The organism is Streptomyces altiplanensis (genome assembly GCF_053591575.1).
Map to the genome: position 1 here is coordinate 31,392 of NZ_JBSFUB010000007.1, position 25,054 is coordinate 56,445.

At 68.4% G+C, this 25,054-nt stretch carries 22 protein-coding genes and 1 pseudogene; 11 read left to right on the forward strand and 12 right to left on the reverse strand.

The features are described from left to right. Positions 1–59: 59 nt before the first annotated feature. Positions 60–1,064 carry a Gfo/Idh/MocA family protein gene (locus ACWD0Y_RS04885; RefSeq protein ID WP_450259052.1) on the forward strand — a complete coding sequence of 335 codons (1,005 nt, stop codon included), beginning with the start codon at positions 60–62 and terminating at the stop codon, positions 1,062–1,064. Here ACWD0Y_RS04885 and ACWD0Y_RS04890 read toward each other — a convergent pair. Then, entirely contained in the window at positions 1,061–2,740 is a 1,680-nt protein-coding gene (locus ACWD0Y_RS04890) for an alkaline phosphatase D family protein (RefSeq protein WP_450259053.1), read from the reverse strand. The genes ACWD0Y_RS04885 and ACWD0Y_RS04890 overlap by 4 nt on opposite strands. 92 nt (positions 2,741–2,832) lie before the next feature. On the opposite strand from ACWD0Y_RS04890, the gene ACWD0Y_RS04895 reads away from it, so the two are divergent. Both ACWD0Y_RS04895 and ACWD0Y_RS04900 read left to right on the forward strand, forming a co-directional pair. Next, positions 2,833–3,585, forward strand: a complete 753-nt coding sequence (locus ACWD0Y_RS04895) for an SDR family oxidoreductase (protein ID WP_450259054.1) — start codon at positions 2,833–2,835, stop codon at positions 3,583–3,585. A 52-nt stretch (positions 3,586–3,637) separates the two neighbouring features. Continuing rightward, a complete protein-coding gene (locus ACWD0Y_RS04900; RefSeq protein WP_450259055.1) occupies positions 3,638–4,525 on the forward strand; it encodes a PhzF family phenazine biosynthesis protein in 888 nt (295 codons plus the stop codon). Between the two features lie 89 nt (positions 4,526–4,614). Here ACWD0Y_RS04900 and ACWD0Y_RS04905 read toward each other — a convergent pair whose 3' ends face one another. After that, complete coding sequence (locus ACWD0Y_RS04905) at positions 4,615–5,211, reverse strand: TetR/AcrR family transcriptional regulator (protein ID WP_450259056.1); 597 nt, start codon at positions 5,209–5,211, stop codon at positions 4,615–4,617. Positions 5,212–5,324: 113 nt separating this feature from the next. Here ACWD0Y_RS04905 and ACWD0Y_RS04910 point away from each other — a divergent pair, with 113 nt between their 5' ends. Both ACWD0Y_RS04910 and ACWD0Y_RS04915 read left to right on the forward strand, forming a co-directional pair. Beyond that, the gene (locus ACWD0Y_RS04910) at positions 5,325–5,591 is read left to right on the forward strand and encodes a hypothetical protein (protein WP_450259057.1); all 267 of its coding nucleotides are present in this window, start codon (positions 5,325–5,327) and stop codon (positions 5,589–5,591) included. Positions 5,592–5,721: 130 nt separating this feature from the next. Continuing rightward, complete coding sequence (locus tag ACWD0Y_RS04915) at positions 5,722–6,654, forward strand: thermonuclease family protein (protein ID WP_450259058.1); 933 nt, start codon at positions 5,722–5,724, stop codon at positions 6,652–6,654. Between the two features lie 390 nt (positions 6,655–7,044). Here the strand turns inward: ACWD0Y_RS04915 and ACWD0Y_RS04920 are convergent, their stop codons facing one another. After that, complete coding sequence (locus tag ACWD0Y_RS04920; protein ID WP_450259059.1) at positions 7,045–7,950, reverse strand: LysR family transcriptional regulator; 906 nt, start codon at positions 7,948–7,950, stop codon at positions 7,045–7,047. A gap of 98 nt (positions 7,951–8,048) precedes the next feature. Here ACWD0Y_RS04920 and ACWD0Y_RS04925 point away from each other — a divergent pair, with 98 nt between their 5' ends. Beyond that, positions 8,049–8,414 (forward strand): YybH family protein, encoded by a 366-nt coding sequence (locus tag ACWD0Y_RS04925; RefSeq protein ID WP_450259060.1) that lies wholly within the window; start codon positions 8,049–8,051, stop codon positions 8,412–8,414. A gap of 413 nt (positions 8,415–8,827) precedes the next feature. Here ACWD0Y_RS04925 and ACWD0Y_RS04930 read toward each other — a convergent pair whose 3' ends face one another. Both ACWD0Y_RS04930 and ACWD0Y_RS04935 read right to left on the reverse strand, forming a co-directional pair. Continuing rightward, complete coding sequence (locus ACWD0Y_RS04930; protein WP_450259061.1) at positions 8,828–10,081, reverse strand: tyrosine-type recombinase/integrase; 1,254 nt, start codon at positions 10,079–10,081, stop codon at positions 8,828–8,830. Positions 10,082–10,208: 127 nt separating this feature from the next. Beyond that, positions 10,209–10,487 carry a helix-turn-helix domain-containing protein gene (locus ACWD0Y_RS04935; protein WP_450259062.1) on the reverse strand — a complete coding sequence of 93 codons (279 nt, stop codon included), beginning with the start codon at positions 10,485–10,487 and terminating at the stop codon, positions 10,209–10,211. A gap of 650 nt (positions 10,488–11,137) precedes the next feature. Here ACWD0Y_RS04935 and ACWD0Y_RS04940 point away from each other — a divergent pair. Continuing rightward, a complete protein-coding gene (locus ACWD0Y_RS04940; protein ID WP_450259063.1) occupies positions 11,138–11,767 on the forward strand; it encodes a S1 RNA-binding domain-containing protein in 630 nt (209 codons plus the stop codon). Continuing rightward, positions 11,754–12,688, forward strand: a protein-coding gene (locus ACWD0Y_RS04945) for an IS5 family transposase (RefSeq protein ID WP_450259064.1) whose coding sequence is annotated in 2 segments (ribosomal slippage) — positions 11,754–12,146 and positions 12,149–12,688 — 933 coding nt in all. Because the reading frame shifts where the segments join, the coding sequence is not laid out codon by codon here. The genes ACWD0Y_RS04940 and ACWD0Y_RS04945 overlap by 14 nt, the downstream gene beginning before the upstream one ends. Before the next feature lie 67 nt (positions 12,689–12,755). On the opposite strand, the gene ACWD0Y_RS04950 is transcribed toward ACWD0Y_RS04945, so the two are convergent. Further along, positions 12,756–12,911: a hypothetical protein gene (locus ACWD0Y_RS04950; protein WP_450259065.1), complete on the reverse strand. Its 156-nt coding sequence runs from the start codon at positions 12,909–12,911 to the stop codon at positions 12,756–12,758. A gap of 123 nt (positions 12,912–13,034) precedes the next feature. On the opposite strand from ACWD0Y_RS04950, the gene ACWD0Y_RS04955 reads away from it, so the two are divergent. Continuing rightward, the gene (locus tag ACWD0Y_RS04955; protein WP_450259066.1) at positions 13,035–16,106 is read left to right on the forward strand and encodes a Z1 domain-containing protein; all 3,072 of its coding nucleotides are present in this window, start codon (positions 13,035–13,037) and stop codon (positions 16,104–16,106) included. 228 nt (positions 16,107–16,334) lie between these two features. Next, positions 16,335–16,975, forward strand: a pseudogene (locus ACWD0Y_RS04960) (transposase); the annotation flags it as partial. A gap of 151 nt (positions 16,976–17,126) precedes the next feature. Here the strand turns inward: ACWD0Y_RS04960 and ACWD0Y_RS04965 are convergent. From ACWD0Y_RS04965 to ACWD0Y_RS04975, 3 genes are read right to left on the reverse strand one after another with little or no spacing between them, the layout of a single operon-like run. Then, positions 17,127–17,783 carry a hypothetical protein gene (locus tag ACWD0Y_RS04965; protein WP_450259067.1) on the reverse strand — a complete coding sequence of 219 codons (657 nt, stop codon included), beginning with the start codon at positions 17,781–17,783 and terminating at the stop codon, positions 17,127–17,129. 5 nt (positions 17,784–17,788) lie between these two features. Beyond that, positions 17,789–19,447, reverse strand: coding sequence for a DEAD/DEAH box helicase family protein (locus ACWD0Y_RS04970; protein ID WP_450259068.1), 1,659 nt, complete (start codon positions 19,445–19,447; stop codon positions 17,789–17,791). Between the two features lie 10 nt (positions 19,448–19,457). Further along, entirely contained in the window at positions 19,458–21,803 is a 2,346-nt protein-coding gene (locus tag ACWD0Y_RS04975; protein WP_450259069.1) for an ATP-binding protein, read from the reverse strand. Positions 21,804–22,037: 234 nt separating this feature from the next. On the opposite strand from ACWD0Y_RS04975, the gene ACWD0Y_RS04980 reads away from it, so the two are divergent. Then, positions 22,038–22,226, forward strand: a complete 189-nt coding sequence (locus ACWD0Y_RS04980) for an AbrB/MazE/SpoVT family DNA-binding domain-containing protein (protein WP_070343655.1) — start codon at positions 22,038–22,040, stop codon at positions 22,224–22,226. 6 nt (positions 22,227–22,232) lie between these two features. Here the strand turns inward: ACWD0Y_RS04980 and ACWD0Y_RS04985 are convergent, their stop codons facing one another. The 3 genes from ACWD0Y_RS04985 to ACWD0Y_RS04995 all read right to left on the reverse strand — a co-directional run bounded on the left by ACWD0Y_RS04985 (position 22,233) and on the right by ACWD0Y_RS04995 (position 24,972). Beyond that, positions 22,233–23,009, reverse strand: coding sequence for a very short patch repair endonuclease (locus tag ACWD0Y_RS04985; protein ID WP_450259070.1), 777 nt, complete (start codon positions 23,007–23,009; stop codon positions 22,233–22,235). Next, complete coding sequence (locus ACWD0Y_RS04990; protein ID WP_450259071.1) at positions 23,006–24,331, reverse strand: DNA cytosine methyltransferase; 1,326 nt, start codon at positions 24,329–24,331, stop codon at positions 23,006–23,008. Before ACWD0Y_RS04990 ends, ACWD0Y_RS04985 begins: the two co-directional genes overlap by 4 nt. 407 nt (positions 24,332–24,738) lie before the next feature. Further along, complete coding sequence (locus tag ACWD0Y_RS04995; RefSeq protein WP_070342566.1) at positions 24,739–24,972, reverse strand: hypothetical protein; 234 nt, start codon at positions 24,970–24,972, stop codon at positions 24,739–24,741. Positions 24,973–25,054: the final 82 nt, after the last annotated feature.

Genomic DNA, 25,054 nt, shown 5'->3' on the forward strand with positions numbered 1-25,054 from the left:
TACGTATCTATGCTCTCAGCTCGGCCGGAGTGGTCGACACCTTTTCCTGGGAGCTGGGTATGGGCGGAAGAACCGTGCGGTGGGGCGTGCTGGCGACGGGCGGCATCGCGTCCTCGTTCACCGCGGATCTGCTGGAGATGCGGGAGACGGAGAACGCCGAGGTGGTGGCGGTGGCATCCCGTACGACCGCCGGCGCGAAGGCGTTCGCCGAGCGGTTCGGGATACCGCGGGCGTACGGGAGCTGGGCGGAGCTCGCCGCGGACGAGGACGTCGATGTGGTGTACGTCGCAGGCCCGCACTCCGCGCACCGGGTGGCCGCCGGCCTGTGCCTGGAGGCGGGCCGGGCGGTGCTGTGCGAGAAGGCGTTCACGCTCAACTCCCGTGAGGCGGAGGAACTGGTCGCCGTGGCCCGGCGCCACGACCGCTTCCTGATGGAGGGGATGTGGATGTACTGCAACCCCGCCATCAGACGGCTCACGGAGCTGGTGAAGGACGGGGCGATCGGGGAAGTGCGCACCGTGCACGCCGACTTCGGGCTCGCGGGGCCGTTCGCGCCCGAGCACCGGCTGCGCGATCCCGCGCTGGGCGGCGGGGCGCTGCTGGACCTCGGCGTGTACCCGGTGTCGTTCGCGCATCTGCTGCTGGGCGAGCCCGACCGCGTACAGGCCGACGCGCTGCTGTCGCCGGAGGGCGTCGACCTGAACACCGGCATGCTGCTCGGGTGGGATGCGGGGGCGACGGCGCTGCTGAGCTGTTCCATCACCGCCGACACCCCCATCACGGCGGCCGTGACGGGGACGGAGGGCAGGATCGAGCTGGGGCGCGGATTCTTCTACCCCGACCGGTTCACGCTGCACCGGAACGGGGCGGAGCCGGAGGAGTTCACCGCCGGGGCCGGCAGCCGTCACAGCCTCCAGTACGAAGCGGCCGAGGTGATGCGCTGTCTGCGCGCGGGCGAGAAGGAGTCGCCGCTGGTCCCGCTGGACGGCAGTCTCGCCGTGATGCGGACGCTCGACGCGGTGCGCGACCGCATCGGCGTCCGCTACCCGGGGGACGAGGTCTAAGCGGGCTTCAGGCCCGGATTCCCCGCCTCGGTGACCAGTGAGGCGGCGGTCGTGACCGGCGCGCCGGGCGTGGTGACCGCGGACACCGTCCGGAAGTCCGCGCGCGCCGCGTCCTCGCCGAGCGTGAGCGTCGTGTAGCCGCGCCTGCCGTCGTAGAACTTCAGGTGCGCGTTGCCCTGCATCAGGCGGTCGTAGTTGGCGGGCCTCTGCGCGCCGTCCTTGCCGCTGGAAATGGACGTGGCGACGAACTCCGTGCCGACGGTGCGCGAGGCCGGGTCCTCGAAGTCCTTCTTCAGGTCGAAGGCGTACGACACGTGGACGTCGCCCGTGAGCACCACGAGGTTGTCGACGCCGGCCGCCTCCGCGCCGTCGAGCACGCGCCTGCGCGAGGCCGGGTAGCCGTCCCACGCGTCCATGCTGACCTTCGGATCGCCCGCGCTGCGCCGCCGGGCGAAGGTGACCTGCTGCGGCACGACGTTCCACCGCGCCCGCGAGTCGCGCCAGCCGTCGATGAGCCACCGCTCCTGCTCCGCGCCGGTCATGGTGCGCGACGGGTCCTCGGACTCGGGGCCCGGGAGCTGCCAGCCGTCGCCGTACGCCTGGTTGGAGCGGTACTGGCGGGTGTCGAGGATGTCGAACTGCGCGAGCCGCCCGAAGTGCAGCCGCCGGTAGAGCCGCATGTCCGCGCCGTCGGGCTGCTGCGGGGCGCGCAGCGGCTGGTTCTCCCAGTAGGCGCGGTACGCCGCCGCCCGGCGCAGCAGGAACTCCTCGGGCGGTACGCCGTTCTCGGGGGTGCCGCCCGCGTAGTTGTTCTCCGTCTCGTGGTCGTCCCAGGTGACGACGAAGGGGTGCGCGGCGTGCGCGGCCATCAGGTCGGGGTCGGACTTGTAGAGGGCGTACCGCAGGCGGTAGTCCTCCAGCGTGACCGTCTCGCGGTTGAAGTGGGCGGGCACGCGGCGGTCGGGGTAGGCGCGGGCGCCCCCGGCGGCGTTCACGGCGTACTCGTAGAGGTAGTCGCCGAGGTGGAAGACGACGTCGAGGTCCTCCTCCGCGAGGTGCTTGTACGCGGTGAAGTACCCGTCGTGGTACGCCTGGCAGGAGACCGCGCCGAGCCGCAGCTCGCTGATCCGCGCGGAGCGGGCGGGCGCCGTGCGGGTGCGGCCGGCCGGGCTGATCCAGTCGCCCGCGCGGAAGCGGTAGTAGTAGACGCGGTCGGGGTCGAGCCCGCCGGCCTCGACGCGGACGCTGTGGTGGAACTCGGGGTGCGCGGTGACGTGGCCGCGCCTGACGGTCCGTCTGAATCCGGCGTCGCGGGCGAGCTCCCAGCGCACCTGGACGCGGGCGCGCGGCAGGCCGCTGTCCGGCTCGTACGGCCTGGGGGCCAGTCTCGTCCACAGGAGTACGGACGAGGGCAGCGGATCGCCGGACGCGACGCCGAGGGTGAAGGGGTCGTCCGTGATCTTCCTGGCGTCGAACTCCGCGGCCTGGGCGGTCCCCGGCAGGTTCGTCGCGAAGGCGAGCGCGGCGGCGGCTCCGGTGACGGTGAGGAACCGGCGGCGGTGGATGTGCCGTGCGGCGGCCCTGAGCTCCTGGCCGTGACCACGGCCCGATGCGCCCGATACGCCTGGTGTGCCCGATGCGCCCGACGCGTCCGACGCGTCCGATGTGGTAGTCATCTGCCCCTCCCCTGACGGCTGTTGTCAGAGGCATTGGAGTGGCGCGGGGCGTCGCCTCGCTTTCATGTACGTGTCACGTACGCTGCTGGGCCATGAACCCTCAGACGAAGACCGCCGTCGTGACCGGAGCGGGCTCGGGCATCGGCCGGGCCGTCGCACTCGCCCTGGCCGGGGCGGGGTGGTCGGTGGCGCTGGCGGGACGGCGTGCGCAGCCCCTCGAAGAGACCGCGGAGGCGGCCGGCGGCGACACCCTGTGCGTACCGGCGGACGTGTCCGCGCCCGGCGACGTGGACGCGCTCTTCGCCGCCGTGCGCGAGCGGTACGGGCGGCTCGACCTGCTCTTCAACAACGCGGGCACGTTCGGGCCGCGCGGCGTGCCGGTGGAGGACATCGCGTACGAGGAGTGGCGCTCGGTCGTCGACGTGAACGTCACCGGCTCGTTCCTCTGCGCGCAGGCGGCGTTCCGGCAGATGAAGGGCCAGGACCCGCAGGGCGGCCGGATCATCAACAACGGCTCGGTCTCGGCGCACGCGCCCCGGCCGCGCTCCCTCGCGTACACGACCACCAAGCACGCCATGACGGGCCTGACCAAGTCCCTCTCCCTGGACGGGCGTCCGTACCGGATCGCGTGCGGTCAGATCGACATCGGCAACGCGGCGACGGACATGACGGAGCGGATGCAGGCGGGCATCCTCCAGGCGAACGGCGAGCTGATGGCGGAGCCGGTGATGGACGTGCGGGACGTGGCGCGCACGGTGCTGCACATGGCGGAGCTGCCGCTGGAGGCGAACGTGCAGTTCGCGACGGTGCTGGCGACGACGATGCCGTACGTCGGGCGCGGCTGAGGGAGATCACGGCGGAGGGAACATCACGGCGGGTGCGGTGGTTGGCCGCGGTATGAAGTCATTCACCCACACCGGCGTCCTGCGGTACACGGCCTTCTCGACCGACCCGGAGGGTGGCAATCCGGCGGGTGTGGTCCTGGACGCGGCCGGGCTCGACGCCACGGCCATGCTCGCCGTGGCGGCCGAGGTCGGCTACAGCGAGACCGCGTTCCTCACGGAGGAGCTGGAGCCCGGACGCGCCTTCACCGTCCGGTACTTCAGCCCGCAGGCCGAGGTCGCGTTCTGCGGTCACGCCACCGTCGCGACGGCGATCGCGCTCGCCGAGCACCGGGGCCGCCCGGGGGAGCTGGTCTTCGAGACGCCGGCCGGCACGGTCCCGGTGGAGGTGACCGAGTCCGCCGACGGCGCGTACCGCGCCACCCTCACCAGCGTCGAGCCGCACGTGGCGGACGTGGCGGAGGGCGAGGTGGCGGAGGCGCTGGCCGCGCTGGACTGGGCCGCCGCCGACCTCGACCCGGCTTTCCCGCCGCGCATCGCGTACGCCGGCAACCGCCACCTGGTCCTGGCGGCCGCGACCCGCGAGCGGCTGGCGCGGCTGTCGTACGACTTCGAGCGACTGGCCGCGCTGATGCGCCGCCTGGACCTGACGACGGTGCAGCTGGTGTGGCGCGAGGACGCGACGACGTTCCACGTCCGCGACCCGTTCCCGGTGGGCGGCGTCGTGGAGGACCCGGCGACGGGGGCCGCGGCGGCGGCTTTCGGGGCGTACGCGCGTGAACTGGGCCTCGTACCGCAGGAGTCGGTGCTCACCCTCCACCAGGGCGACGACATGGGGCGCCCCGGCGTCCTGACGGTGGAACTGCGCGCGGGCGACGGGCGTATCAGGGTCGGCGGCGCGGGCGCGCGCATCCCGGAGAAGGGGGACGGCCCGAACGCCTGAACATCCGGCCGGGCCGTCGGCACCGAGGAAGACCGAGAAGGGCCGAGGGGGACCGTGGGGGACCGTGGGTTCGCAAGCCCACGGCCCTCTCACTCCGGCTTTTCGCCTTCTCCCGTCGGCCGCACGCCGCGTTCCGCGAAAGCGACCACGAACTGCCGCAGGCCGGTCAGCGCCTCGTCGTCCCGCCCCTGCGCGCCCAGCACCAGCGGGGCCAGCTGCGGCATCGCGACCGGCCAGGCGGCCAGCCCGACCAGGGTGATCAGGAGGTGCCCGGCCTCATCCGTCGTGCAGCCCCTGGTCTTTGCCAGGGTCGCGACCGCGTCCTCGTACCACTCGATGCGCCTCGGGTTCTGGTCCACCAGCGTGTCCCCGTAGTACAGCGCCTCGAACATCAGCAGCCGCAGCAGCGCCGGGTCCCTGCGGTGGAAGTCGAAGAGCCGGCCGACGTACTCGCCGACCGGGCCCTCGCCCGGCCGCACCTTGTCGGCCAGCTCCGTCATGGCGTCGACGAGCACCACGTTGAACAGCTTCTCCTTGTTGCCGAAATAGCCGTAGATGCGCTCCTTGTTGACCCCGGCCTTCGCCGCGATCCGGTCCACCCGCGCTCCGGCGATGCCATGTTCGGCGAACTCCGCCCGGGCGGCCTCCAGGAGCAGCCGCTTCGTCCGTTCCGTGTCCCATGCCATGGGCCTCAGGGTATGCCAGTTCCAACCAGGCGGTTGGACATGATCGCCGGGCCGTGCCAGTATCTCCAACCAACGAGTTGGAGACGTCTCCAGCACTCAGGAGGGGTAGACCCATGTCCTCATCACGCTCCACCCCGTTCGCCCCGTCGGTGCACGTCCGGGCCCTGCTGACCTGGCTGGCCGTGTACCCGACGATCACCGTCGTCATGGTCGCGCTGCGGCCGTGGGTCAGTCCGCTGCCGCTCGCCGTACAGACACTCGTCCTGACGGCGATAGTGGTGCCGGTGGCCGCGTACGGGCTGCTGCCGCTGCTGATGCGCACGGCCGCCGCACTGTCCCGGCGCGGCCGGACGAAGGAAACGGCCCAGCTCGCGCCCTGAAGGCCGAAGGGCCGCGGCGTCGAGGACCTCCACATCCGGCAGAACCCGACCGCGGGCATTGCCGTGACCGGCGGTCACGACGGGGGATGGCAGACAAAAGGTCTCATTCGCACGAAAGCAGACCTGACCAATGAACACCAGCAGGCCGTTCACCACCGCCGTCCTTACGCTCGCTCTCTCCACCGGCGCCGCTCTTGCCGCCTGTGGCAGCGGAGGCGACGCGGGCGAGAAGAACGACACCGGCGCCGTCACCTCGGAGGAACCCGCGCCGCGTGAGGACACCACACCGCCCGAAGAACTCTCCCCTCCGAACGAACCGGCTCCCCAGGAGCAAGGAAGACAAGGAACAGGAGAGACCGGGACCGAAACGGAGACCGGGACAGAAGCGAAGCCTCCCGCGCCCCCGGCCGCCGAGAGCCGGTCGACCGTCGTTGTCGAGCGCATAGTCGACGGTGACACCATCAAGGTCCGCGGCGACGGCGAAATCCTCCCCCCTGGCACATCGGTCTCTGTACGCCTCCTGGAAATCGACGCCCCTGAGACAGGGGACTGCTACAGCGGTGAAGCGACCGAGCGCATCGCGCGGCTGCTGCCCCTGGGCTCCAGCGTCCGTGTCGAGCGGGACGAGGACCTCAAAGACAGGTACGACCGCTACCTGCTGTACGTCTGGAACGACAAAGACCAGTTCGTGAACGAGTCCCTGGTGCGCACGGGGCATGCCGAAGCGGTTCTCCACGAACCCAACGACAAGTACTGGCCGATGATCTCGCAGGCCGGTGACACCGCCGAGGAGACCGGGTCAGGGCTCTGGTCGGAGTGCGACCCGGAGACGGACTCTCCCCCGCCGGCCGACCCCCCACCACCCGCGGATACTCCGCCACCCTCCGACACCCCTGAACCGGAGGCCCCCGCTCCTGAACCGGCTGCCCCTGAGGGCGCCTATCCCCCGGGACCGCCGGCAGGCCCCGACCTCGATTGCTCCGACCTTCCGGGCCCGGTCATGGTCGGGTCCGACGACCCCCACCGCCTCGACCGCGACGGAGACGGAATCGGCTGCGAATGAACTGGTCCGTGGGAGTCCTGGAGACGAAACGATGCGTGGTTCCGGTACTCCGGCCGGGAGGATGAGCCCCGCCGGGAGCGTCCTGTGGGCGCTCCTCCCCCTGTTCACCCTCGGGCTGGGAACGATGTTCGTACTCGGGTGGGCCGCTCACCGGCTCCGGTCACCCGGTCACCGGCTCCGGTCACCCGGTCACCGGCTCCGGTCACCCGGTCTCGCCGTCAGCGCTCTCGTGGCGCTGATCATGACAGCCGTCGCGCTTCCGCTCAGCGGCTCGCCCGACGGCTCGGCCGGCAGCACGGTGGCCACATGGTTCATCCTCGCGCTGACAGGCGGCGGCCTCACCGCGACGTTCGTGACCCGACGACGGCTCGTCGGCCCCCGGCACAACGATCACACGAAGGCCGGAGCCAGGGGGTCGGGCTCGGTGAACGCTTGCCGACTGTGCACGAGCAGTTCTCGCATCCCCGGGCTGTGCGTGTTCTTCCAGATCAGGGCGAGCAATGCCGGTGTTTCGACATCGTCGATGGTGCGGGCGGTGAGCCGGTCGCGGTAGCTCGCGGCCATGGAGTCGCTGAGGATGGCGACGGCGAGCCCGCGGGCGGCGAGGCCGGCAATGGCGTCCGCGGCGCTGGCCTGCAGAGTGATCGCGGGTTGGAGGCTCTGTGCGGCGCAGGCCTGGTCGAATACCGTGCGCAGGCCGGTGCCGGGCGGCATGCACACGATCGGGTAGGCGATCAGGTCGCGCAGGGTGACCCGCCGCTGTTTCGCCAAGGAGTGCCCGGCCGGGACTGCCGCGACGAGCCGCTCGCTGATGATGGTCAGCGCGTCCAGTCCGTCGGGTGTGGCGGTTGCTGCCCCGATGAGTGCCAGGTCGACGGTGCCGGTGCGCACCCCCTCGATGAGCCGGTCGGAGCTGTCCTCCAGCAGCGAGATCTCCACACCGGGATGTGCCTGGTGGAACGCGGCGAGGGCGTCGAACAGCGGGGGGAGGGTGCAGCCGGTGACCATCCCGACGGTGAGGCGCCCCCGGATCAGGTCGGTCACCTCGCCCACCGCCTGGCCGACTGCCCCGGCGGCGGCCAGTGCGGCGCGGGCGTGTTCGAGTGCGGCCTTTCCCGCGACGGTGAGGGTGACGGTGCGGGCCGACCGGTCGAACAGCTCGGCTCCGAGTTCCCGTTCCAGCCGGCGGATCTGGGCGCTGACGCCGGACTGGCTGATGTGCACCCGCTCGGCCGCCCGGGTGAAGTTCCGCTCCTCGGCGACCGCGATGAAGTACTCCAGCTGCCTCAGCTCCATGACTGCGGATTCTAGTTTCCAGAAGATTCATCTGTTGGATTTCTGGGCAGTCGGCGGCCACCCTGGGAAGCGTCGAAGCCCGACGTCAGGAGGAATTCATGCCGGAGTACGAGAAGGCCATGCGGCCCGAGGACATCACCCGCTTGTTCGTCGAACGATCCAACGCCGGTGACGCGGCCGGGGTCGCCGCACTTTACGAAGAGGGTGCGGTGATGGCCTACCCACCCGGCGACCGGACGGTGGGCCGGGAGGCGATTCGTGCGCTGTGGGAGAAGGTGCTGGCCAACCGTCCCCGTTTCGAGCAGGAACAACCGCTGCCGACGCTGATCAGTGGCGACATCGCCCTCACCTCGACTCCCCCGAAGGACGGGGCCGGTGCCCGGGCGCAGGTCGTCCGGCGCCAGCCTGATGGAAGCTGGCTGCGCCTGCTCGACCAGCCCGAGTTCGTCCCACCCACCCGCTGACCCCTCGCCTCCGTGAGTTCGCGCAACTGAGGGCTGTCGGGCGTGGCTCCGGGACTTGTCACTCGGACCCTGACCTCGCGGCATCACCTGCCCGACCCACGCGAGACCGGGTCGTACCCGGACCGGCACAGAGGCGTCAGCGCCCCTTGTCCCCCTAGGTTTTCAGGGACTTCCAGCGCTGTCCGGGGGGCTTCCGAGGAAGTTTTCGCTGCCTGACGCAGCAAGCCCCCGAAAGACCGGAAAGGGCCTCCGACGCGGGTCGGAGGCCCTTTCCGAGGCAAAGCCGCAGGTGGCGGCAGACGAGTCGGGCTGTACGCCGGGTTCTGTTCCACTTAGGGAGCGATCACGCTCTGACCTGCATGTTTACGGGAATCCGGCGGCCGTTCCGGCCCTCTGGGACTTCTCAGGGACTTTCAGCCGAGATCCGTGAGCCACGCCTCGATCGCGAACAGTCCCCGCGCGCCGGCCTGCGGCATGAAGTGAGTGTACGTCCGGAGCGTGAACGCCGGGTCGGAGTGCCCCAGCCACTTCGCGAGCGAGACGATCGACTCACCGGCTTCGAGCATCACCGAGGCGTACGTGTGACGCAGGACGTGGAAGCCGTGCTCGCGGCTCGGCTCCCATACGCGTGACGGCTTCTCGCCCGGCTGCCGCTCGGGCAGCGGCGGGATGACTCCCACGTCGGCGAGCGCCGGCTTCCACGCCTTGGTGTTCCAGGTGGTGCGGTTGATCGCGCCGCGCCGCCCGGTGTACACGAGCAACGGGACGGTCACCTTGCGCCGGTCCTCGCGTGCGAGGTCGGGCTCCTCGGGGTCCAACCACGGCAGGGTGACGTCGATCGGCTCGAAGCGTTCCTGGTGGGTGAGGAGCCGCTTCGCGAGCACGTTCGGCAGAGGCACGTCACGCTCCTTGCCACCCTTGGGCGGGCCGAAGTACAGCCGCGACTTGTACATGAGGATCTGGCGCTCGACGTGCACGAAGTCGCCGTGGACGTCGTTGGGGCTGAAGCCGAACACCTCACCCTGTCGGAGTCCGCATCCGACGCCGAGGTCGAGCGCGATCTGGTAGCGGTCGGCTAGCGCCTCCCGTACGGCGTCGACACGATCCTGCTCCCAGGCTCGAGCCTTGCGCTCCGGCTTCTTCGGCGGCTTGATCGAGCTATTGCCCTTGCACGGGTTGCGGTAGAGCCGCTTGTCCTCGACCGCGGCCTGCATGATCGCCTTGAGGTACACCCACGCGACATAAGCCGTGCTCGACGCCACCGCCCTCTGCACGTCGGCCGACCACTTGCGCAGCTCCGCGACACCGATGTCCCTGAGCGCCAGGTCTCCGAGCTGCGGCAGCACCTGCCCCCAGATCCGGTGCCTCATGCTTTCCAGCGTCTGAGCGGGATGCACCTGGGACGGCCACCAGTGCTTCTCGACGTACTCACGAAGGCTGATCGCACCGTCCCGTGAGTCGACGAAGTCCCCTCGGCGGGCGTCGGTCTGCGCCTCGGCAAGCCATGCCTTGGCATCCGCGACGGTATCGAACGACCGGTCACGGACCCCCGGTATTCCCTTGACCCGGTAGCGCGTGCACCTGCCCCACAGCGCCGTGCGTTCGCGCTTGCCCGTCTCCTTGTTCGGCCGCTTCTTGAGCCACCGGTCTTCGATGTAACCCGCCATACTCGTCTTACCCTCGGCTTCGCCTGGCTTCTCTCGGCGCGATCTGCGTCGCGATCAGACACACAGACGATCGCCGTGCGCTTGAAATTCCGAGTGCTGCTGAACTCCTCAGACCTGTTTTCCCAGGTCAGGCAGCCCGGCGACGCTCACGCTGCCGCGGGGCCTTGTTCAGCGGGTTGAGGGCCGGGTTCGACCGCGAGTCCACCTGCTGCTGCTCACTGAGCCACGCATCGAGCAGATCCCGGCGGTACATGACCCTTCCGCCGGGACCCATCCGAAAGCTGGGCGGCCCTTGCCGTCGGTGACGCCAAACGTAGAGCGTGTTCACTGAGATGCCCATGTACTTCGCGGCGTTCTGGACGTTCAGGAAGGCAGCCTCAACGGCGGGCTTGGACTGGTTGCGCATCGTGTGTCTCCGGTGTAAGCGCTGTCGAAGCAGCGGGCGTTCCGTCCTCCCGCCTGCCGCACCTTGAAGACGTTCACCGTGCGGCAGGGGCTGGCGAGCAGTATCAGAATCCGGAGAATCGGTGATTTGGCGTAGCTGTCCCGGCGTGATAAAGCACGGAGACGCTCATCTGACGATTCACCCGGCCGGGGCCACGCACCGTGTCGCGCATCGCCAACATCCTCGCCCATTACCACGTTCTACTGAGACCGCACTTCCGCCCGGACGCCAAGAGCCCCTCCCCGATTACACCTGCCGGACTGGACGCCCATCCACCCATGGCCGGGGCGGCACGGCCTGCGGACAAGCAGGCGCAGGCCACGACATAACGCCTGATTCAACCCGGTGGCTACCCGTTGCCGCCCCTCCGCTCAGCGCCATGCGAGCGGACTCGACAGCACGGACAGCCCCGTCCTCGTCGGCCGCCCGGTCGCCACCGTTCTCGTTCGCGGTGCCCCATCAGTGACATCCCCTGAGGAACTACAGATTCCCTGCATTAGGGCCTGTCCGGGCGATCAAGGTGTCGACGGCTGAGGCACGGCGGGACTGCGGACGGTGGCTTCAGCTTGGGAGATAGCTGGCACTCGGCGTCGTGTGCCAGGGCGACGGGCATGGATTGGCGGTCTGAGAGTCCGGAACTCTGGGCATTCCTGGAGTCACTGCACTGTGGCGAGATCCTGGCCGGCACAGTCGCGGCGATCGAACGGTTCGGGGTCTTCGTAGCCCTGGACGACGGGCCTGACCATCCCACGCTGCCCGGTGTCGGGTTCATCGTGATCCCCGAACTGTCCTGGCGGCACATCGATGCTCCCACCGATGTCGTTCAGGTCGGGCAGCGTGTCTCGTGCGAGTTTCTCCAGTTCGACACCTTCAACGCGGAGGCCAGACTGTCGTTGAAGGCACTGGAGCCCGACCCCCTCCGGGCTTTCGCCGACCGCACAGTGGTGGGACAGGAACTCCGCGGGACGGTTGAGAAGGTGCTTCCCATTGGCATCTTCGTGGACCTCGGGGACGGAGTTCTCGGGCTGGTCCCCTTCAGAGAGGTCCACGGCCGTCCTGCGGCAAGTCCGTCAGAAGACTTCGAGGTCGGGGAGGAGATCGCCGTCGTCGTCACGGAAATCGAGCGGCCAACCCGACGGGTGTTCCTCTCCAGGCCAAAGAGCGCCCGGCACGCAGGTGTCGCCCTGCCCATGCGACCGCCCCCGTTCCCGAGTCGTTCCTGTGGGCATGGGGCGGGGTGATCTGACGGATGCCGAGTGGGAACGCCTGCGGCCGTTCCTGCCGGTCAGCAACGGGCGTTGTGGTAGGTGGCGGGATCACCGGCAGGTGATCGACGGGATTCTGCACCGGGTGCGAACCGGGGTGCAGTGGCGTGACCTGCCCCAGCGGTTCGGGCCATGGAAGACCGTTTACGAGCGCCACCGGCCCTGGTCCGCCGACGGCACCTGGGAACGTCTGCTCCAGCAGGTCCAGGCCGCAGCCGACGCGGCGGGCGAGATCGACTGGGACGTCTCGGTCAACTCCACCATCGTCCACGCGCATCAGCATGCGGCCGGCGCCCGCACCGACCCGCCACCGGCCCCTGGATCAAAGGGGGCCGCAGGGATGGAACACCAAGACGAGACGCCGTGGCAGAGTCTCGTCGCCCGCCTGGTGGAGGTGGTGCTGGATGCGAGGGCGGCCTGGGCCACTCGCGGGGCGGGCTCACCAGCAAGCTCCACCTGAGCGTGGGCGGCAGCTACCGCCCGCTTTCCCTGATCGTGACAGCCGGGCAGCGGGCTGACTGCACCCAGTTCAAGCCCGTCCTGGAGAAGATCCGCGTGCCACGGTCGGGGCCGGGCAGGCCCCGCAAGAAGCCGGACGGCCTCGCGGCCGACAAGGCCAACAGCAACGGGCCATGCCGCGAGTACCTGCGGCGCCGCGGTATCCGGCACACGATCCCGGAGAAGACCGACAGCCAGGCAGCCCACCTGCGCAAAGACGCACGCGGCGGACTGCCGCCCGGCTTCGACGAGGACCGCTACAAGAAGCACAACACCGTCGAGCGGGCGATCAACCTCCTGAAGCAGTACTGGGCGGTCGCCACTCGCTACGACAAGCGCGGGTACGTCTTCCTCGGCACGGCCACTGTGGCGGCCGTCGCGATCTGGCTTCGGACATGAACTGCTATGCGACCCAGCAGTAGACGCCCTGGTTCTACTGATCAGTCGTCACCTGGTCGCTGCGCTGTTAGAACAGCAGCTGGAGCCAGTCCGGCAGCTCCGCTCCTGCGATGCGGCCCAGGCTTGTGGCGATTCCGCCGATGAAGCCGAGGATCACGACCGCGGCGGTGCGGCGGAGGCGGGAGGTCTTGCGCTGGGGAGCTTCGGGAGTCGTCTGGGTCATGCTGTGAGCTTGGGTTGTGCGGAGGATGGTGCGCAGCGCGCAACGGTTGCCAATAGTGCGCAACGCGTTGCCAATTCGTACGCAACACTCCGACAGATCCACGAGGTGGCCGACACTGGGGCAGTGACGACCAGTAGACGCCGAAATGGGGCCGGCGCCCTCGGCCCGCTCCATCCGGATGCGGGCCCGGAGCGCCGGGAACTCGCCCTTGCCCTGCGCGGACTGTTCCAGAGGCTCGAGATGCCCCTGCGGACGTACGCGGACAAAGAAGCGCGCGCCCCCAGCTCGGTAAGCCGCACGCTCAGTGGCGAGCGGCCCGCGCAGGAGGACTTCGTGAAGAACCTCCTCCACGACGCGGGCCAGCCCCCTCGGTCGCCGCTGTCCGAGGAGGAGACCGCCCGAGTGTGGGCGCTGTTCCGCAAGGACGAAGAGAGCCGCATGGATCCGGCGAGCCGCATCCGGCTCCTGGAGCGCAACAGGCGCGAACTAGAGGAGCGCCTGCGCGAGCTGGAGGACAGCCGGGCCGCCGCGAACACGAACGGCAGCGCGGCCGAGCTGGACTCCCTGCGCCAACGGCTGCACCAGCGCGAGCAGGAGCTGGCCCGGGTCGAGCAGGAGCGCGATCAGCTGGCGCGGCGCATCGGGAAGCTACTCTCCGAGGCCGGGCTTCGGGACGACCGCAGTCCCGTGGTGATCCGGTCGCCATTTGCCCCGTGGTACAACCCGGAGACGCGGCCCGACTGGGGACGGTACTGGCCCGCGTACGCCGACCTCCTGGCGCGGCGGGGGTGGCAGCCCTCCCGGGTGGCCACCCTGGACGAGGCGACGGACCAAGTAGTGGCGAAGCTGGCCAACCCGAGCGCGGCGGAGGCCTACCAGGCTAAGGGCTTGGTGATCACGCCCATGCAGTCCGGCGCGAGCGCCCACATCACCGGCACCGTGGCCAAGGCGGTCGACGCGGGCTACCGACTCATCATCGTGCTGACGGGACCGAGCAACGCCATGCGGTACCAACTGCAGCGGACCCTCGACCGCGATCTGGTGGGGCGGGAGAACATCCTGCGCGGCGCGGACGAGTCCGAGGACTCCGAGTACGTGGACGATCCCGACTGGTTCCAGGCGGACGGGTTCCTGCGGCACGGCCGACTCCCCTCCTCAGAGGGCGGGTTCGACATCGTCCGTCTGACGACGCGCGACAACGACTACGCCGGCCTGCGCCAAGGCCTCGGCGCGCTCGAGTTCGAGAAGCGGATGCCGCAGCTGCCGCTGAACGATCCCGAGAACCTGCACGCCACGTCCGTACGGCTCATGGTCGTGAAGAAGAACAGGACCATCCTGTCCAAGCTGGTCAAGGACCTGCAGAGCATCCGCCCACCTCTGGCGGAGATCCCCACGCTGATCATCGACGACGGCACGGAGTGGGATCAGGCCGCCGTGAACACCCACAGGAAGGCGACCGGAACGGGGAAGGCGGGCCTCACGTCCGTCCAGGCCGCCATGGCGGAACTGCTGGGCCTCTTGCCCCGGGCACAGTACGTCGCCTACGCCACTTCACCCTTCGTCGGCACCCTCATGGACCCGGCCGCCTCGGAGGACCTGTTCCCGAAGGACTTCATCATCTCCCTGCCGCGCCCAGCCGGCTACGTGGGTGTGGAGGACTTCCACGACATCGACTCGGACGTCCCCGACGAGCGGCGGACCTTCGCCAACTCCCCAGAGAAGGCGCACGTCCGCAACCTCGTACTCCGTCACAAGGACGATGACCAGGGCGAACGACAGGCGATGGACATGTTCGTGCTGACCGGCGCGGTGAAGCTGTACCGGGCCGCGCGGGGCGGGGGCGAAGCACCAACCGACTATCGCCACCACACCATGATCGTTCACTCTTCGGACCGCATCATTCGGAAGCGGGAACAGGCAGCGCGCTTGCGCCGCCTCTGGTACGAGGGTTCCTACAACCGGGCCGACGGGCTGGGACGGCTCCGCGAGCTGTACGAAAGGGACGTCGAGCCCGTTTCCTGCGACCGGGCCGACGGCCTGCCCGTTCCCGAGTCCTTCGACGAGCTCGCACCGTACGTCGTTGCCGCTTGGTCGCGGATCGACTCCGACGGCAATGCCGTCGTGATCGAGAGCGGATCCACACACGGCGAACACGGCGGGTACGAACTGGACTTCGCGCGGCGGCACATCTGGAAGATCATCGTCTGCGGCTCACGACTCTCCCACGGCGGCACCGTCGAGGGTCTGACCGTCACCTACCAGGGGCCCCGCACCGATAGCGCGGTGGCTCTGGCCGGGATGGGACGCTGGGCCGGCTTCCGTATCGGCTACCGGGACCTGATGCGGCTCTACTTCGCGCGTGTCGCGGACGATGCCGGTGGGGGCCTCTTCGACGCCTTCGCGGCGATGTTCCGCGACCAGCTCTCGTTCCAGGAGGATCTAGCGCGCTACGCCGTCGAAGTCGATGGCAGGCCACAGCTCGCGCCCGCCCAAGTGCCCGCGCTGCTCGCGCAGCACCTGGGTGCGATGGACCCGGAGCAGCGACGGAACGCCCTCTTCAACGCCGAACTGGTCGAGATCCGCTCGCCCGGCCTGTGGATCGAGCCGCTCGCCCACCCCGTGGATGCGGCGGCGAAAGCCCGCAACGTCCAGCAGTGGCGGCCACTGCTGGACGTTCTGGCGGAGCCCCGCGTGCTCAACGGCCGATCCACCTCCCTCCGCGCCCGCACCGGCTTAGTCCCGCACGCCCGCCTGATGCATGTCCTCTCCGAGCTGGAGGGCACCGGGCCGCAGCTGCGCCCGCACCTCCCCTACCTGGAGCAGCTGGGACGGGAGCCCGGGGGCCAGTGGCTGCTGGTCGTGCCGCAACCCGCTGGTGACGGACCCACGGCATCGGTTCTCGGCTTTGAATCGCTGCCCCTCTTCCGCCGAGCGCGTCGGGCCGACCGGGGGGACGGCTTCGGCAGGATCACGTACCCGTCGCACGAGTCCGCGGTCAAGGCCGCGGTAGGCCGGGCCGACGGGACGCTGTCGCTCCTGGGGGCGGTGCTCCTATACCCCATTCACGAAGGGGAGGACGGCTTCGTCAAGGAGGGTGAGGCGGACCCGTCGCAGATGGTCATGGGGGTCGGCATCTACACCCCGGAGAAGGAGGAGGGCCCGTTGCTTCGCTTCCGGTCCGTACCCAGCCCTTGATGCGACCGGCGTTGAAGCCGGGAATGTCCCCTCGGTCCCTGACGCGGCGGCGGGACGCCGGCACGGCGCGGCCAGGCCCAGGCGGGGACCAGCCTCACGGCGGCCATCCCCGAGTCCGTGGTCGAGCAGCTGCACCCGAAGAAGAACCCCGTTCGGTCCTACTCGGTCCCCGTGACCGAGAAGCAGTCCGGCGGCAAGCCGTTCGGCATCGACAAGATCCGTACCTTCTTCTCGGTCGGATACTCCATCACCGAGCCGGTCCGCCGAGCCGTCCGGGCCATGCCCGACCGTCTCTGGCGTCCCGCCCTGGACCAGGACCGGACGCTGCGTGATGGCGCCGAGGTCGCCGAGCTGACGGCATGGTCGACCTGACCGGCTACCCGGCCGGCACCCGCATCATCGTGCGCCGGGAGCGGCCGCACCCCGGCGCCCAGCTGTCCCTGTTCGACCAGGACGAGGGCCTGCGGCATCAGGTGTTCCTCACCGACACCCCGTCCTGCGGTGGTGGTTCCGCCCAGTTCCTGGAGGTCCGCCACAGCGGGCATGCCACCGTCGAGGACCACATCCAGTGCGGCAAGACCACCGGCTTCGGCCGCTTCCCCTCCCGCGATTTCGACATCAACACTGTCTGGCTCGAACTCAGCCTCGCGGCAATCGATCTGCTGGCCTGGACCCGTGTCCTGCTGCTGGACGGCGAACTCGCCACTGCCGAGCCGAAGAAACTCCGCTACCGGCTGCTGCACGTCGCCGCCCGCCTCACCCGCGGCGGTCGACGCCTGCGCTTGCGGATATCGGCGGCCTGGCCCTGGAGAAACGAACTGGCCATGGCCTTCCACCGCCTCTCCGCACTGCCGCGACCTGGCGGCTGACCGGCAGCCCCTCGTCCGCCCACGGCCCGAAAGACCTTGGAGAACCCGACCACCGCGCCGGGACTCAGCCCTGCCCAAGCACCGAAATCACGTCGACCACCCAACAGCTGCTGATCAGCGACGCCGCCTCATCCCAATCGAAACGGCGAGGTTAGTCGATGAGAGTGGGTTGCGACGGGCCACGGCCATCGCCCGTCGCCCCAAGGTAGTCGGGGTTAGGCACCATCTCGCGGTGGAGATACCGCAGGTCGGCGCCACAACGCAGTGCGAGTCGTTCCTGGCGTGTTTGCTCGGCTGTGGAGACAGTCTCGCCGTTGCGGGTCGTGATGACGATCGCGGGCCGCTCCGTCGAGTCGATGGCCTCATTCAGCGCGGCCCAAACGAGGTCACGAAAGTTCCCAGCGCGGCCCCAGCAGATGTATCGAGTGGCGTCGCCGGCGATGGCGTAGCAGTGGTTCGGCTTCTCCCCGACCGAATCGGGCTTCATCACCCAGCCGCTGCCACATGCCGCACGAACGATTTCCTCCGGCCCCTGGAACCGATTTACCGCGTAGCGGACATAGTTCCCGATCCCCTCCTGCGCTCGGGCGTACTCCTTCATGGGGACGTCCTTGATCCAGACCCGGGCGTCCTTCTCCGGCCCGTAGGCGAGGAGGACTCCGCCGACCTTGGGGTCCTCGATCCATCGCCGGTACTGGTTCGTCTTTTCGGTGTTGCTCAAGAACTCCCAGTCCATGTCGTTGGCCTGCTGGTAGATCTCGATGAGCAGGCGCTCGCGAATGGGTGCTGGCAGCTGTTGCAAGGCCACGGTGATTACTCCTGGGGGGCGCGGGTGGCGGGGAACTGGAGTCGGTGCTCGTCGTACGCGGTCTCAAGACTGGCCGCGTCCTTGATCCACTCGTCCATGAGGGTGGCCACCTTCTGGTCGCTGAAGTCGATGTTCGACGGGGTGATCTTCGCCAAGGTCTCGATCTCGCCGTCCCCATCAAGCGCGCGTTTGAGCTTGAGCGCGGCAGCGATGCGGCGGAGGTCGCTGACGAAGTCCAACACCGTGACTCGCTCCTTTCCCTCGCGCAGGCGGAGGCCTCGCCCAAGCTGCTGAACGAAGATGCGGCGGGAGTGAGTGACTCGCGCGAAGCAGAGGATATTCACGTCCGGCACATCGACGCCCTCGTTGAGGATGTCGATCGCCGTCAGGATGGGCACTTCGCCGGCCCGGAAGGCGAGTAGGCGGTTCTGCCGCTCCCTCTTGGCGAGTCCCGCGTGGATGGCGAGTGCACCTGACCAAAGGGGGGTGCGCCGCAGCATGTCAGCGAGCCGCTCGGCGTGTTCGATAGTGCGGCAGAAAACGATGGCCCGGGGATTACGCGTGCTGGCCCATGCGGTGGCCAGCTCGTCGCGGATGGCTTCATCCCGCTGCGGCAGGAAGAGCTTGGCGTTGAGTTCGGCCAGTCCGTACGAGTGGTCGCTGGCCTCGCGGACGATGTCCCAGTCGATGTCGTCGACGAACAGGCGGTAGTCGACCTGAGCGAGGTAGCCACGCCGCATGCCCTCCTCGATCCCCAGGCTGAAGCTGGGGGCACCGAGCTGATGGGTGATGTCGTGCTTGTCACCGCGCCATGGGGTCGCCGTGACGCCCAGGTGCCTTGCCGAGCTGAGGAGTTCGAGCAGCTCGTCGTACTGGCCTTCTTCACCCACGTGGTGGGCTTCGTCGATCATGACGAGGCCTGGGCGGTATCCGAATCGCGCGGCCGATAGCGCCGACCCGACCGTCGCGCAGGTGAGGCCGGAGAGATCGTCGGGGCGGGTGTCACCCGTGAGGATCCGCGTCGGGACATCCTTGGGTAGGTGCCGCCAGAGCGCCCGTTCTAGCTGCTGTACAAGGTCTTTCGCGTGTGCGACGACCAGGACCTGGTCCTGGGGGGCACGTCGCAGGTGCGCCGCGATCACCTCGCCTCCAACGACCGTTTTACCCAAGCCGGTGGCAAGCACAAGGAGCGCACGACCCGAGGCATCGAGATCGGAGGCCAGTGCCTGGAGCGCCTCGGTCTGATACGGCCGTGGCGTCACTCTCCCAAAGCGGGGCGGTACCCGGTCGAAGCTGGTCGTGAGATCCGTTCCGCCCCAAAGGAGGATCCCAGGGCCTAGGCGTGCCAGATTCGCCACCCGCTTCCGAGCCTCAGGACTGAAGCGAGTGTTGGTGACGACGACGGCCTTGTGGGCGCGATAGTGATCCCGAGCGCGAGCGACCTCATCTACCGCGTCGGCCCCTACGGCTCCGTGTCGCTTCCACTTGCACTGGATCACCCAGGTCTCGCCCTTGTGGAGGGCGAGGATGTCGCCCCCCTCGTCACCGGAGCCGTCGATGTTGGACACATCGGAGAAGCCCAGGTGCCACAGAAGGCGTTCAACGCGGCGAGGGAACTGCAGTGGGCCCGAGTCCAGCAGGGAGGCGGCGTCAAGGAATCGCATTCCGCTTTCCCTACGTGTTGTCGGCGAGGTCGCGCGCGATGAGTCTGCAGCTGATCCTGATCCGGGCCAGTTCCTCCACGTCGAGGCGTGGACGGTGCTGTTCCAGAAGCGCGAGGTCCCCCAGGGGGTTGATCAGTCGTTCCACGACGAGCGCTCGAGCTCCGGGATCGCTCAGAGCGATGTACCCGCGCTTGAAAACGCACCCGTCGAGGAATGTCTCCGGGGAGTCCTGGATGATACGGATGACCGCACTGGCCGGGACATAGCGGATGAACTCACCGCTGGAGATCGCGTCGTTCCAAGGGGACGCTCCGCCGGCCTCGACCGCGAACCGGCGCTCGGCGTCAGCTCGTTCATCCTTCGTGAGCAGCAGCCAGTGCACCGCTGGGTTCGCCGAAACAGGCGCCACCATCGCCATGCGCACCTGTTCCAGAAGCCTCTCGGACTCCTCCGCCGTCGCCGCCGGCGTCAGCCGAGGACTGGAGGTGTGGCTCTTGAGCTGCGCCACGATCTCGCTCAAGGGCATCGACACGATGTTCGCCCGTACCCGCATGAACTCCGCGACCTCGACGAGCGCCAGGTCACGCATGTCCGCCCCGTGCTCGCGGAAGAGCGAGTGGCCAGTGTCGACGAAGACATCCAGGTGCGGGGCTCGGACCATCGAGACGATCACAGGTGCGGGCCGCTCATCCTTGGTGACGAGGTTCTGTCCACGGACCGCCCAGGCCGTCAGATCCACGCGGCCCAATTCTTCAAGGTAGTACGGGCCTGTCAGGTCCACGATGGGGTCAGCGTTGTCTCGGTATCGCTGGAGCCGCTGATCCAGCGTCTCCACCGGTGCGACCTCGTCCTCGGGCGGCTCTTGACCAGCTGTGGTCATGCCCGTCGCACCCGGCGCCGCACCGCCTTCCGGCTCGTCATCCCGGTCGAGGAGGTCAGCCCCGAACCCGGGGAGGATGTCGTCATTCTCCGGTTGCGGGTCCACCGCTATCGGGTTGTCGTGCTGATAGGCGGCTCGGTACCACACCTCATCGGTCTGGTACTCGTAGCCGCCCATCCGCATCAACCCGGCCCACTTCACCGCCGTCTCGTGGAGAGCGTTACGTCCATCGCCGGGGATCAGGTAGTTGAGCCCCGGGTCCTGGCGACGGAAGCCCGCGTAGAGCAGGGCGAGAGGGCTGCGATTCTCCGGCAGTCCAAGGTTCTTGGCGATCTTAGGGCGCAAGGGACTGGTTCCGCGGACCTCGCGCAGGACCTGACGCCATTCGGCTGTATCGAACTCGAAGGCGGTCTTCTGATAGTTCGGTGTGACGTGATCGCAATGGATCTCACCGACGATCCGGCCCATCTGCACGGCTCCGGAGTCGATGGGGTACTCCAGCTCCGCCTCCGCGATACCGTCCTCGTCCTCCCAGTAGAAGACACGCTTGTCCTTGAGCATGATCTTGCGCCCGTTACGGAGGAAGTCCAGCCCGTAGTCGGTGCGGTGGAGGTAGCGCTGGATCCCGATCCAGCCCCAGATCCTGCGCTCCCGCAGTTCCAGGCGGCCCTGGCCGCATTCCTCGCAGTGCTCTGCGTCGGCGGTGCTCCAGTATCCGCACGCCATGCACGCCTTCTTGGGGCTCAGAGTACGGTCGATCCTCTGTACAGCATGGATCTCCACACCCTGGCGCGTGACGGTCCGCTTCTCATCCCAGACACAGGGCAGGCGCGGCCTGACCTTCTTGCCGTTGAGCGTGAGCAGGAAGCCCTTCTCCGCCAGCAGGTAGCTGTAGACGTCTCCGAGCTTCTCCCGGATCACGGCCTGCGTCTGGGGGCGACAGAGCGTGGTGTATTGCTCCTGCTTGAGCTCACTGATCGTGACAGTGGTGCCGTGCTCTTCACGATTGGCCTTAGGCACCAAGCGGTACGGTGCCTGGTACTTGGAAGAGTGGGCGATCCGCGCCAGGTCCAGGGTCACCTCGATCCAGTCCGGATCGCCTGCCCGACTGGTGCGTACCGTGGTACGCCGACCGAGCCGAGCTGTACTGATGTTGAAACCCATGCCGAACAGGCCGAGGGAACCATGTCGACCGTTGCTCGTCCAGCCCGCGCTGATGGCGTTGGTGACGGCCTCCAGGCTCATGCCCCGCCCGTTGTCCTGCACCTTGATCTCGGCTGTCGCACGCTGCGAGTTGGCCGGGGGGAGCGAGACCGCGACCGAGGGCCGGTCGACCGTTCCGCCAGCCGCCTGAAACTCGTCGAAGGAGTTGTCGATCAACTCGGCCAAGCACTGCCAGTGAGAGAACTCGATGTCGCCAAGCACACCCAAGATGCGCGGGTGTGGCGTGACGTTGATGTACTGGTTCTCGGTCACAGTCGGCCCCCGTCTTCGTCGTGAACAGATGCGTGGCCGGCGGACGCGAAGCGCGCCCACCAGCGTCTAGGCGCCCCCGCCGGCCCCGGTCCCGGGGCATCCACCAACATGGCGTCAACCCTAATGGGCGGCACCGGTGCCTGCGGGACATAGATCTCGAAACCCCTGCTGGAACCACTCCGCACCCTGCCCTGGGGAGTGCCCCCGCGGTTCACCGCGTGCGAGACTCGCCTCATGATCCGGGAACCCGCGCAAGTCACCATCGATGCGAGCGGCCGGGTGGAGATCCCCTTGGGGATTCTCGCCGAGGCAGGTCTCGACACGGGGAGTGTCGTCCTCGCGTACAGCGATGGTGACGGCCGCATCGTGCTGCGCAGGTTGACCGACGCCATCGACGACCTGCTGCATGGCGAGGAGCTGTAACCGCAGCTAGCCGGTCGCACGGCGGACCGCTGAGATGACCCGTCCTGCCACCTCCTCCGGTGCCTCGTGTTCCCAAGCCCGGATGACCGTCCAGCCCGCTTCCTCCAGGATCCGGTTGGTCTCGGCGTCCCGCCGCTGGTTCTCGGCGAACTTGTCCGCCCAGAAGTCCTTGTTCTTCGTCGCTGGTCGATGATGCTCCGGGCAGAAGTGCCAGAAACAGCCGTCGACGAAGACCGCGACTCGTGCCTTCGGGAACAGCACATCCGCAGTACGCCGGAGGCCCTGGATCGGCGGTGCGTTGACCCGGTAGCGAAGCCCTTCCTTGAAGAGGAGGGACCTGAGGGCCTTCTCGGGCTTCGTGTCCCTTCCACGGTTGCCTCTCATTGAGGCACGGACCGCTGGCGTCGAGGCTGTCGAGCCCTCGGGCAAGGTCTCCTCCCTCAAGAGGCCCTTAGCCCAGGCCAGCCGCCACCCCTCAGCGAGGTTGGCCTCACGGCTGTCGTGTTCGACTTCCCCCAGATAGCGCTCCGGGGACTTCCTCCCGTCGCCCCACCGCAGTGACGCACGGATGCGCCGCGTCTTGGGCAGGACCCTCAATGAGACCGAGGCGTGGGCCACGCGGCCGTCACCCAGGTCAACCTCACGCCGATGGCGACCGCCCGCCGCTTTGTCCTGTTCGGCGGACAGAGCCTTCCGGGTCCTTCCCGACCGCCCCTTCCAGGCGCGATCGGGGGGTAGCCTGTCGTTCCAGCGGCTCTGAACTGGCTTCGCCACATCAATCACGTCCTTGGCCCCGGCGCCGTATCGAGAGCCTTCGCCACCGCATTGGCGAATACCGCGCCAAGCTTCACCGGGACCGCGTTGCCCAGCTGCCGCATCTTCTCCCCACGAGGTCCTTCGAGCTTCCAATCGTCGGGGAAAGTCATGACGCGGGCCGTCTCGCGCACAGTCATGTACCTGTGCTTGTAGGTAGTGCCTCCAGGGGTCTCCAGATCATCGGTCAGCATCACGGACTCCCCGCCCGGGACGCCATGCACGCCGGCCTTCACGGTCTTGGCGGGACGGTCCAGTTCATTGGGCGTGTGGCCCTTGTAGATCCGAGCGCCGGGCCACCCGATGTGATCGGTGAACCCACCGGCGCGATACTCATTGCGGTCGAGCCTGTCCCAGGGGACCTTCGGCAGGGGCTTGCCCTCGTTCTCGTCGATGCCGGCGATGGCGTCCCGGAAGGTGCGCCAGGGCTTCGATTCGTCCGGAGTGAGTGAAACGTCCTTACGGATCCCAGCCCTGGCCCTGGCCACGGCCAGGGCGCGCACGTGATCGGGGACTTCGGGATGGCGCTTCCAGTAGGAGTCGTCGGAATCATCAAGCATGGACCGGAATAGCGCCTGCTCGGAGTACTGGGGAAGCACGTCCTGATTGAACTGGTCGATGTCGACGCCGAGGTCCTCCCGGAAGGCGACGATGATGATGCGGTGCCTGATCTGGGGGACCCCGTAATCGGCGGCGTTAACGCGCGTCATCACCACCTTGTAACGCTCCGACGGATCGCCGGCAGTCCCGCGCCTGGCCTCGATGAGGGCCTGATCGTGCTCCTGCCAAGGGATCTCGGGATCCCGTAGCTCGAAGGGCATCTCCATCTCGCGCAAGATGTAGTCGAGGTAGGGCTTGAACGATGGCCTGAGCAATCCCACGACGTTCTCGCAGATGACGGCCTTGGGCCGGATCTGGCGCATCGCCTTGAACATCTGAGGGAACATGTTGCGCCTGTCCTCGTCCCCCTTGGCGATCCCGCCCAGGCTGAACGGCTGGCACGGCGGACCGCCAGCGAGGACGTCGACACGACCGCGCAGATACCGCATATCCAGGTCCTGGACGTCGCCCGCCACCAGCGGCCACGGCTCCCCGGGCTCGGGGATGCGCTCCTCGTCCCCCCGAGGCTTCGCCCCGTTCGCCTCCAGGGTCTGACACGCTCGCGGGGCGAACTCGTTGAACAGCAATGGCCGGAAGCCCGCCCCGTGGACCGCCATGGCGAGGCCCCCCGCGCCCGCGAACAGCTCGACCCCGGTGCGATCACGCTTTGACTCTTCTTGCAGTTCAACCATTGCGAAAGCATACCGCGGAAATATGACTACTGTGACCGTTGTCGAGAGGTTCACCTCACTTTCACGAGTGGCCGAAGATGGTTCGGTCAGGTACTCCCAGCAATTCACCCGCCGAGGCATCACCGAGCTCAGCCGCAGGTCGCTGGGCGTCCGGGACCAGAAAGGAGGGCTCAGATCGCGACCCCCGCGCGCGGGCGTCGACTGGACCGTCAGGCCCCTGGGTCACCGAGCACGCTGTCGGGTAACGGAGTCGAACACATCTCGTCCGCCCCGCCAGGCTCGTGCGAGGCGTACTGGTCAACGGACACGGGAGGCGGCCGGACGGCCACCTCCCATATCCCCTCAGCCGATCACCGCGATAGCGCTCCGTGACCACGAGCCGAGCGGCGTTCCCACGGCCGGGCGGTTCACGAACGCGGCGGCCTGCCACGCCAGGCCGCGAACAAGCCCAAACCGACGCTCGTCACCGCGGTGAACGCCTCGGGGCCGGCGAGCATGAAGACACCCGCCGAGAGCGTGATCAGGACCAGCAGCGCGACGAGGTCGAGAACGCGTTCCCGGGGGGACGCCACCTCCGCCGAGTCGTGCGTGAGGGCAGTCCGCTGAGCCGGGGACGGGGTGGTCTTTTCGATTTCATCCATGTGCCCAGCACACCAGCCCCACCCGCCATGCCTCATACAGCGCGAACGAACCCGGTTAGACTCGATCGCCGCAGGCCATCGC

Coding starts and splice junctions, on each gene's coding strand:
- ACWD0Y_RS04885 (WP_450259052.1), top strand. CDS start 60: ATGGGCGGAAGAACCGTGCGGTGGGGCGTGCTGGCGACGGGCGGCATC.
- ACWD0Y_RS04890 (WP_450259053.1), bottom strand. CDS start 2,740: ATGACTACCACATCGGACGCGTCGGACGCGTCGGGCGCATCGGGCACA.
- ACWD0Y_RS04895 (WP_450259054.1), top strand. CDS start 2,833: ATGAACCCTCAGACGAAGACCGCCGTCGTGACCGGAGCGGGCTCGGGC.
- ACWD0Y_RS04900 (WP_450259055.1), top strand. CDS start 3,638: ATGAAGTCATTCACCCACACCGGCGTCCTGCGGTACACGGCCTTCTCG.
- ACWD0Y_RS04905 (WP_450259056.1), bottom strand. CDS start 5,211: ATGGCATGGGACACGGAACGGACGAAGCGGCTGCTCCTGGAGGCCGCC.
- ACWD0Y_RS04910 (WP_450259057.1), top strand. CDS start 5,325: ATGTCCTCATCACGCTCCACCCCGTTCGCCCCGTCGGTGCACGTCCGG.
- ACWD0Y_RS04915 (WP_450259058.1), top strand. CDS start 5,722: ATGAACACCAGCAGGCCGTTCACCACCGCCGTCCTTACGCTCGCTCTC.
- ACWD0Y_RS04920 (WP_450259059.1), bottom strand. CDS start 7,950: ATGGAGCTGAGGCAGCTGGAGTACTTCATCGCGGTCGCCGAGGAGCGG.
- ACWD0Y_RS04925 (WP_450259060.1), top strand. CDS start 8,049: ATGCCGGAGTACGAGAAGGCCATGCGGCCCGAGGACATCACCCGCTTG.
- ACWD0Y_RS04930 (WP_450259061.1), bottom strand. CDS start 10,081: ATGGCGGGTTACATCGAAGACCGGTGGCTCAAGAAGCGGCCGAACAAG.
- ACWD0Y_RS04935 (WP_450259062.1), bottom strand. CDS start 10,487: ATGCGCAACCAGTCCAAGCCCGCCGTTGAGGCTGCCTTCCTGAACGTC.
- ACWD0Y_RS04940 (WP_450259063.1), top strand. CDS start 11,138: ATGGATTGGCGGTCTGAGAGTCCGGAACTCTGGGCATTCCTGGAGTCA.
- ACWD0Y_RS04950 (WP_450259065.1), bottom strand. CDS start 12,911: ATGACCCAGACGACTCCCGAAGCTCCCCAGCGCAAGACCTCCCGCCTC.
- ACWD0Y_RS04970 (WP_450259068.1), bottom strand. CDS start 19,447: ATGCGATTCCTTGACGCCGCCTCCCTGCTGGACTCGGGCCCACTGCAG.
- ACWD0Y_RS04980 (WP_070343655.1), top strand. CDS start 22,038: ATGATCCGGGAACCCGCGCAAGTCACCATCGATGCGAGCGGCCGGGTG.
- ACWD0Y_RS04990 (WP_450259071.1), bottom strand. CDS start 24,331: ATGGTTGAACTGCAAGAAGAGTCAAAGCGTGATCGCACCGGGGTCGAG.
- ACWD0Y_RS04995 (WP_070342566.1), bottom strand. CDS start 24,972: ATGGATGAAATCGAAAAGACCACCCCGTCCCCGGCTCAGCGGACTGCC.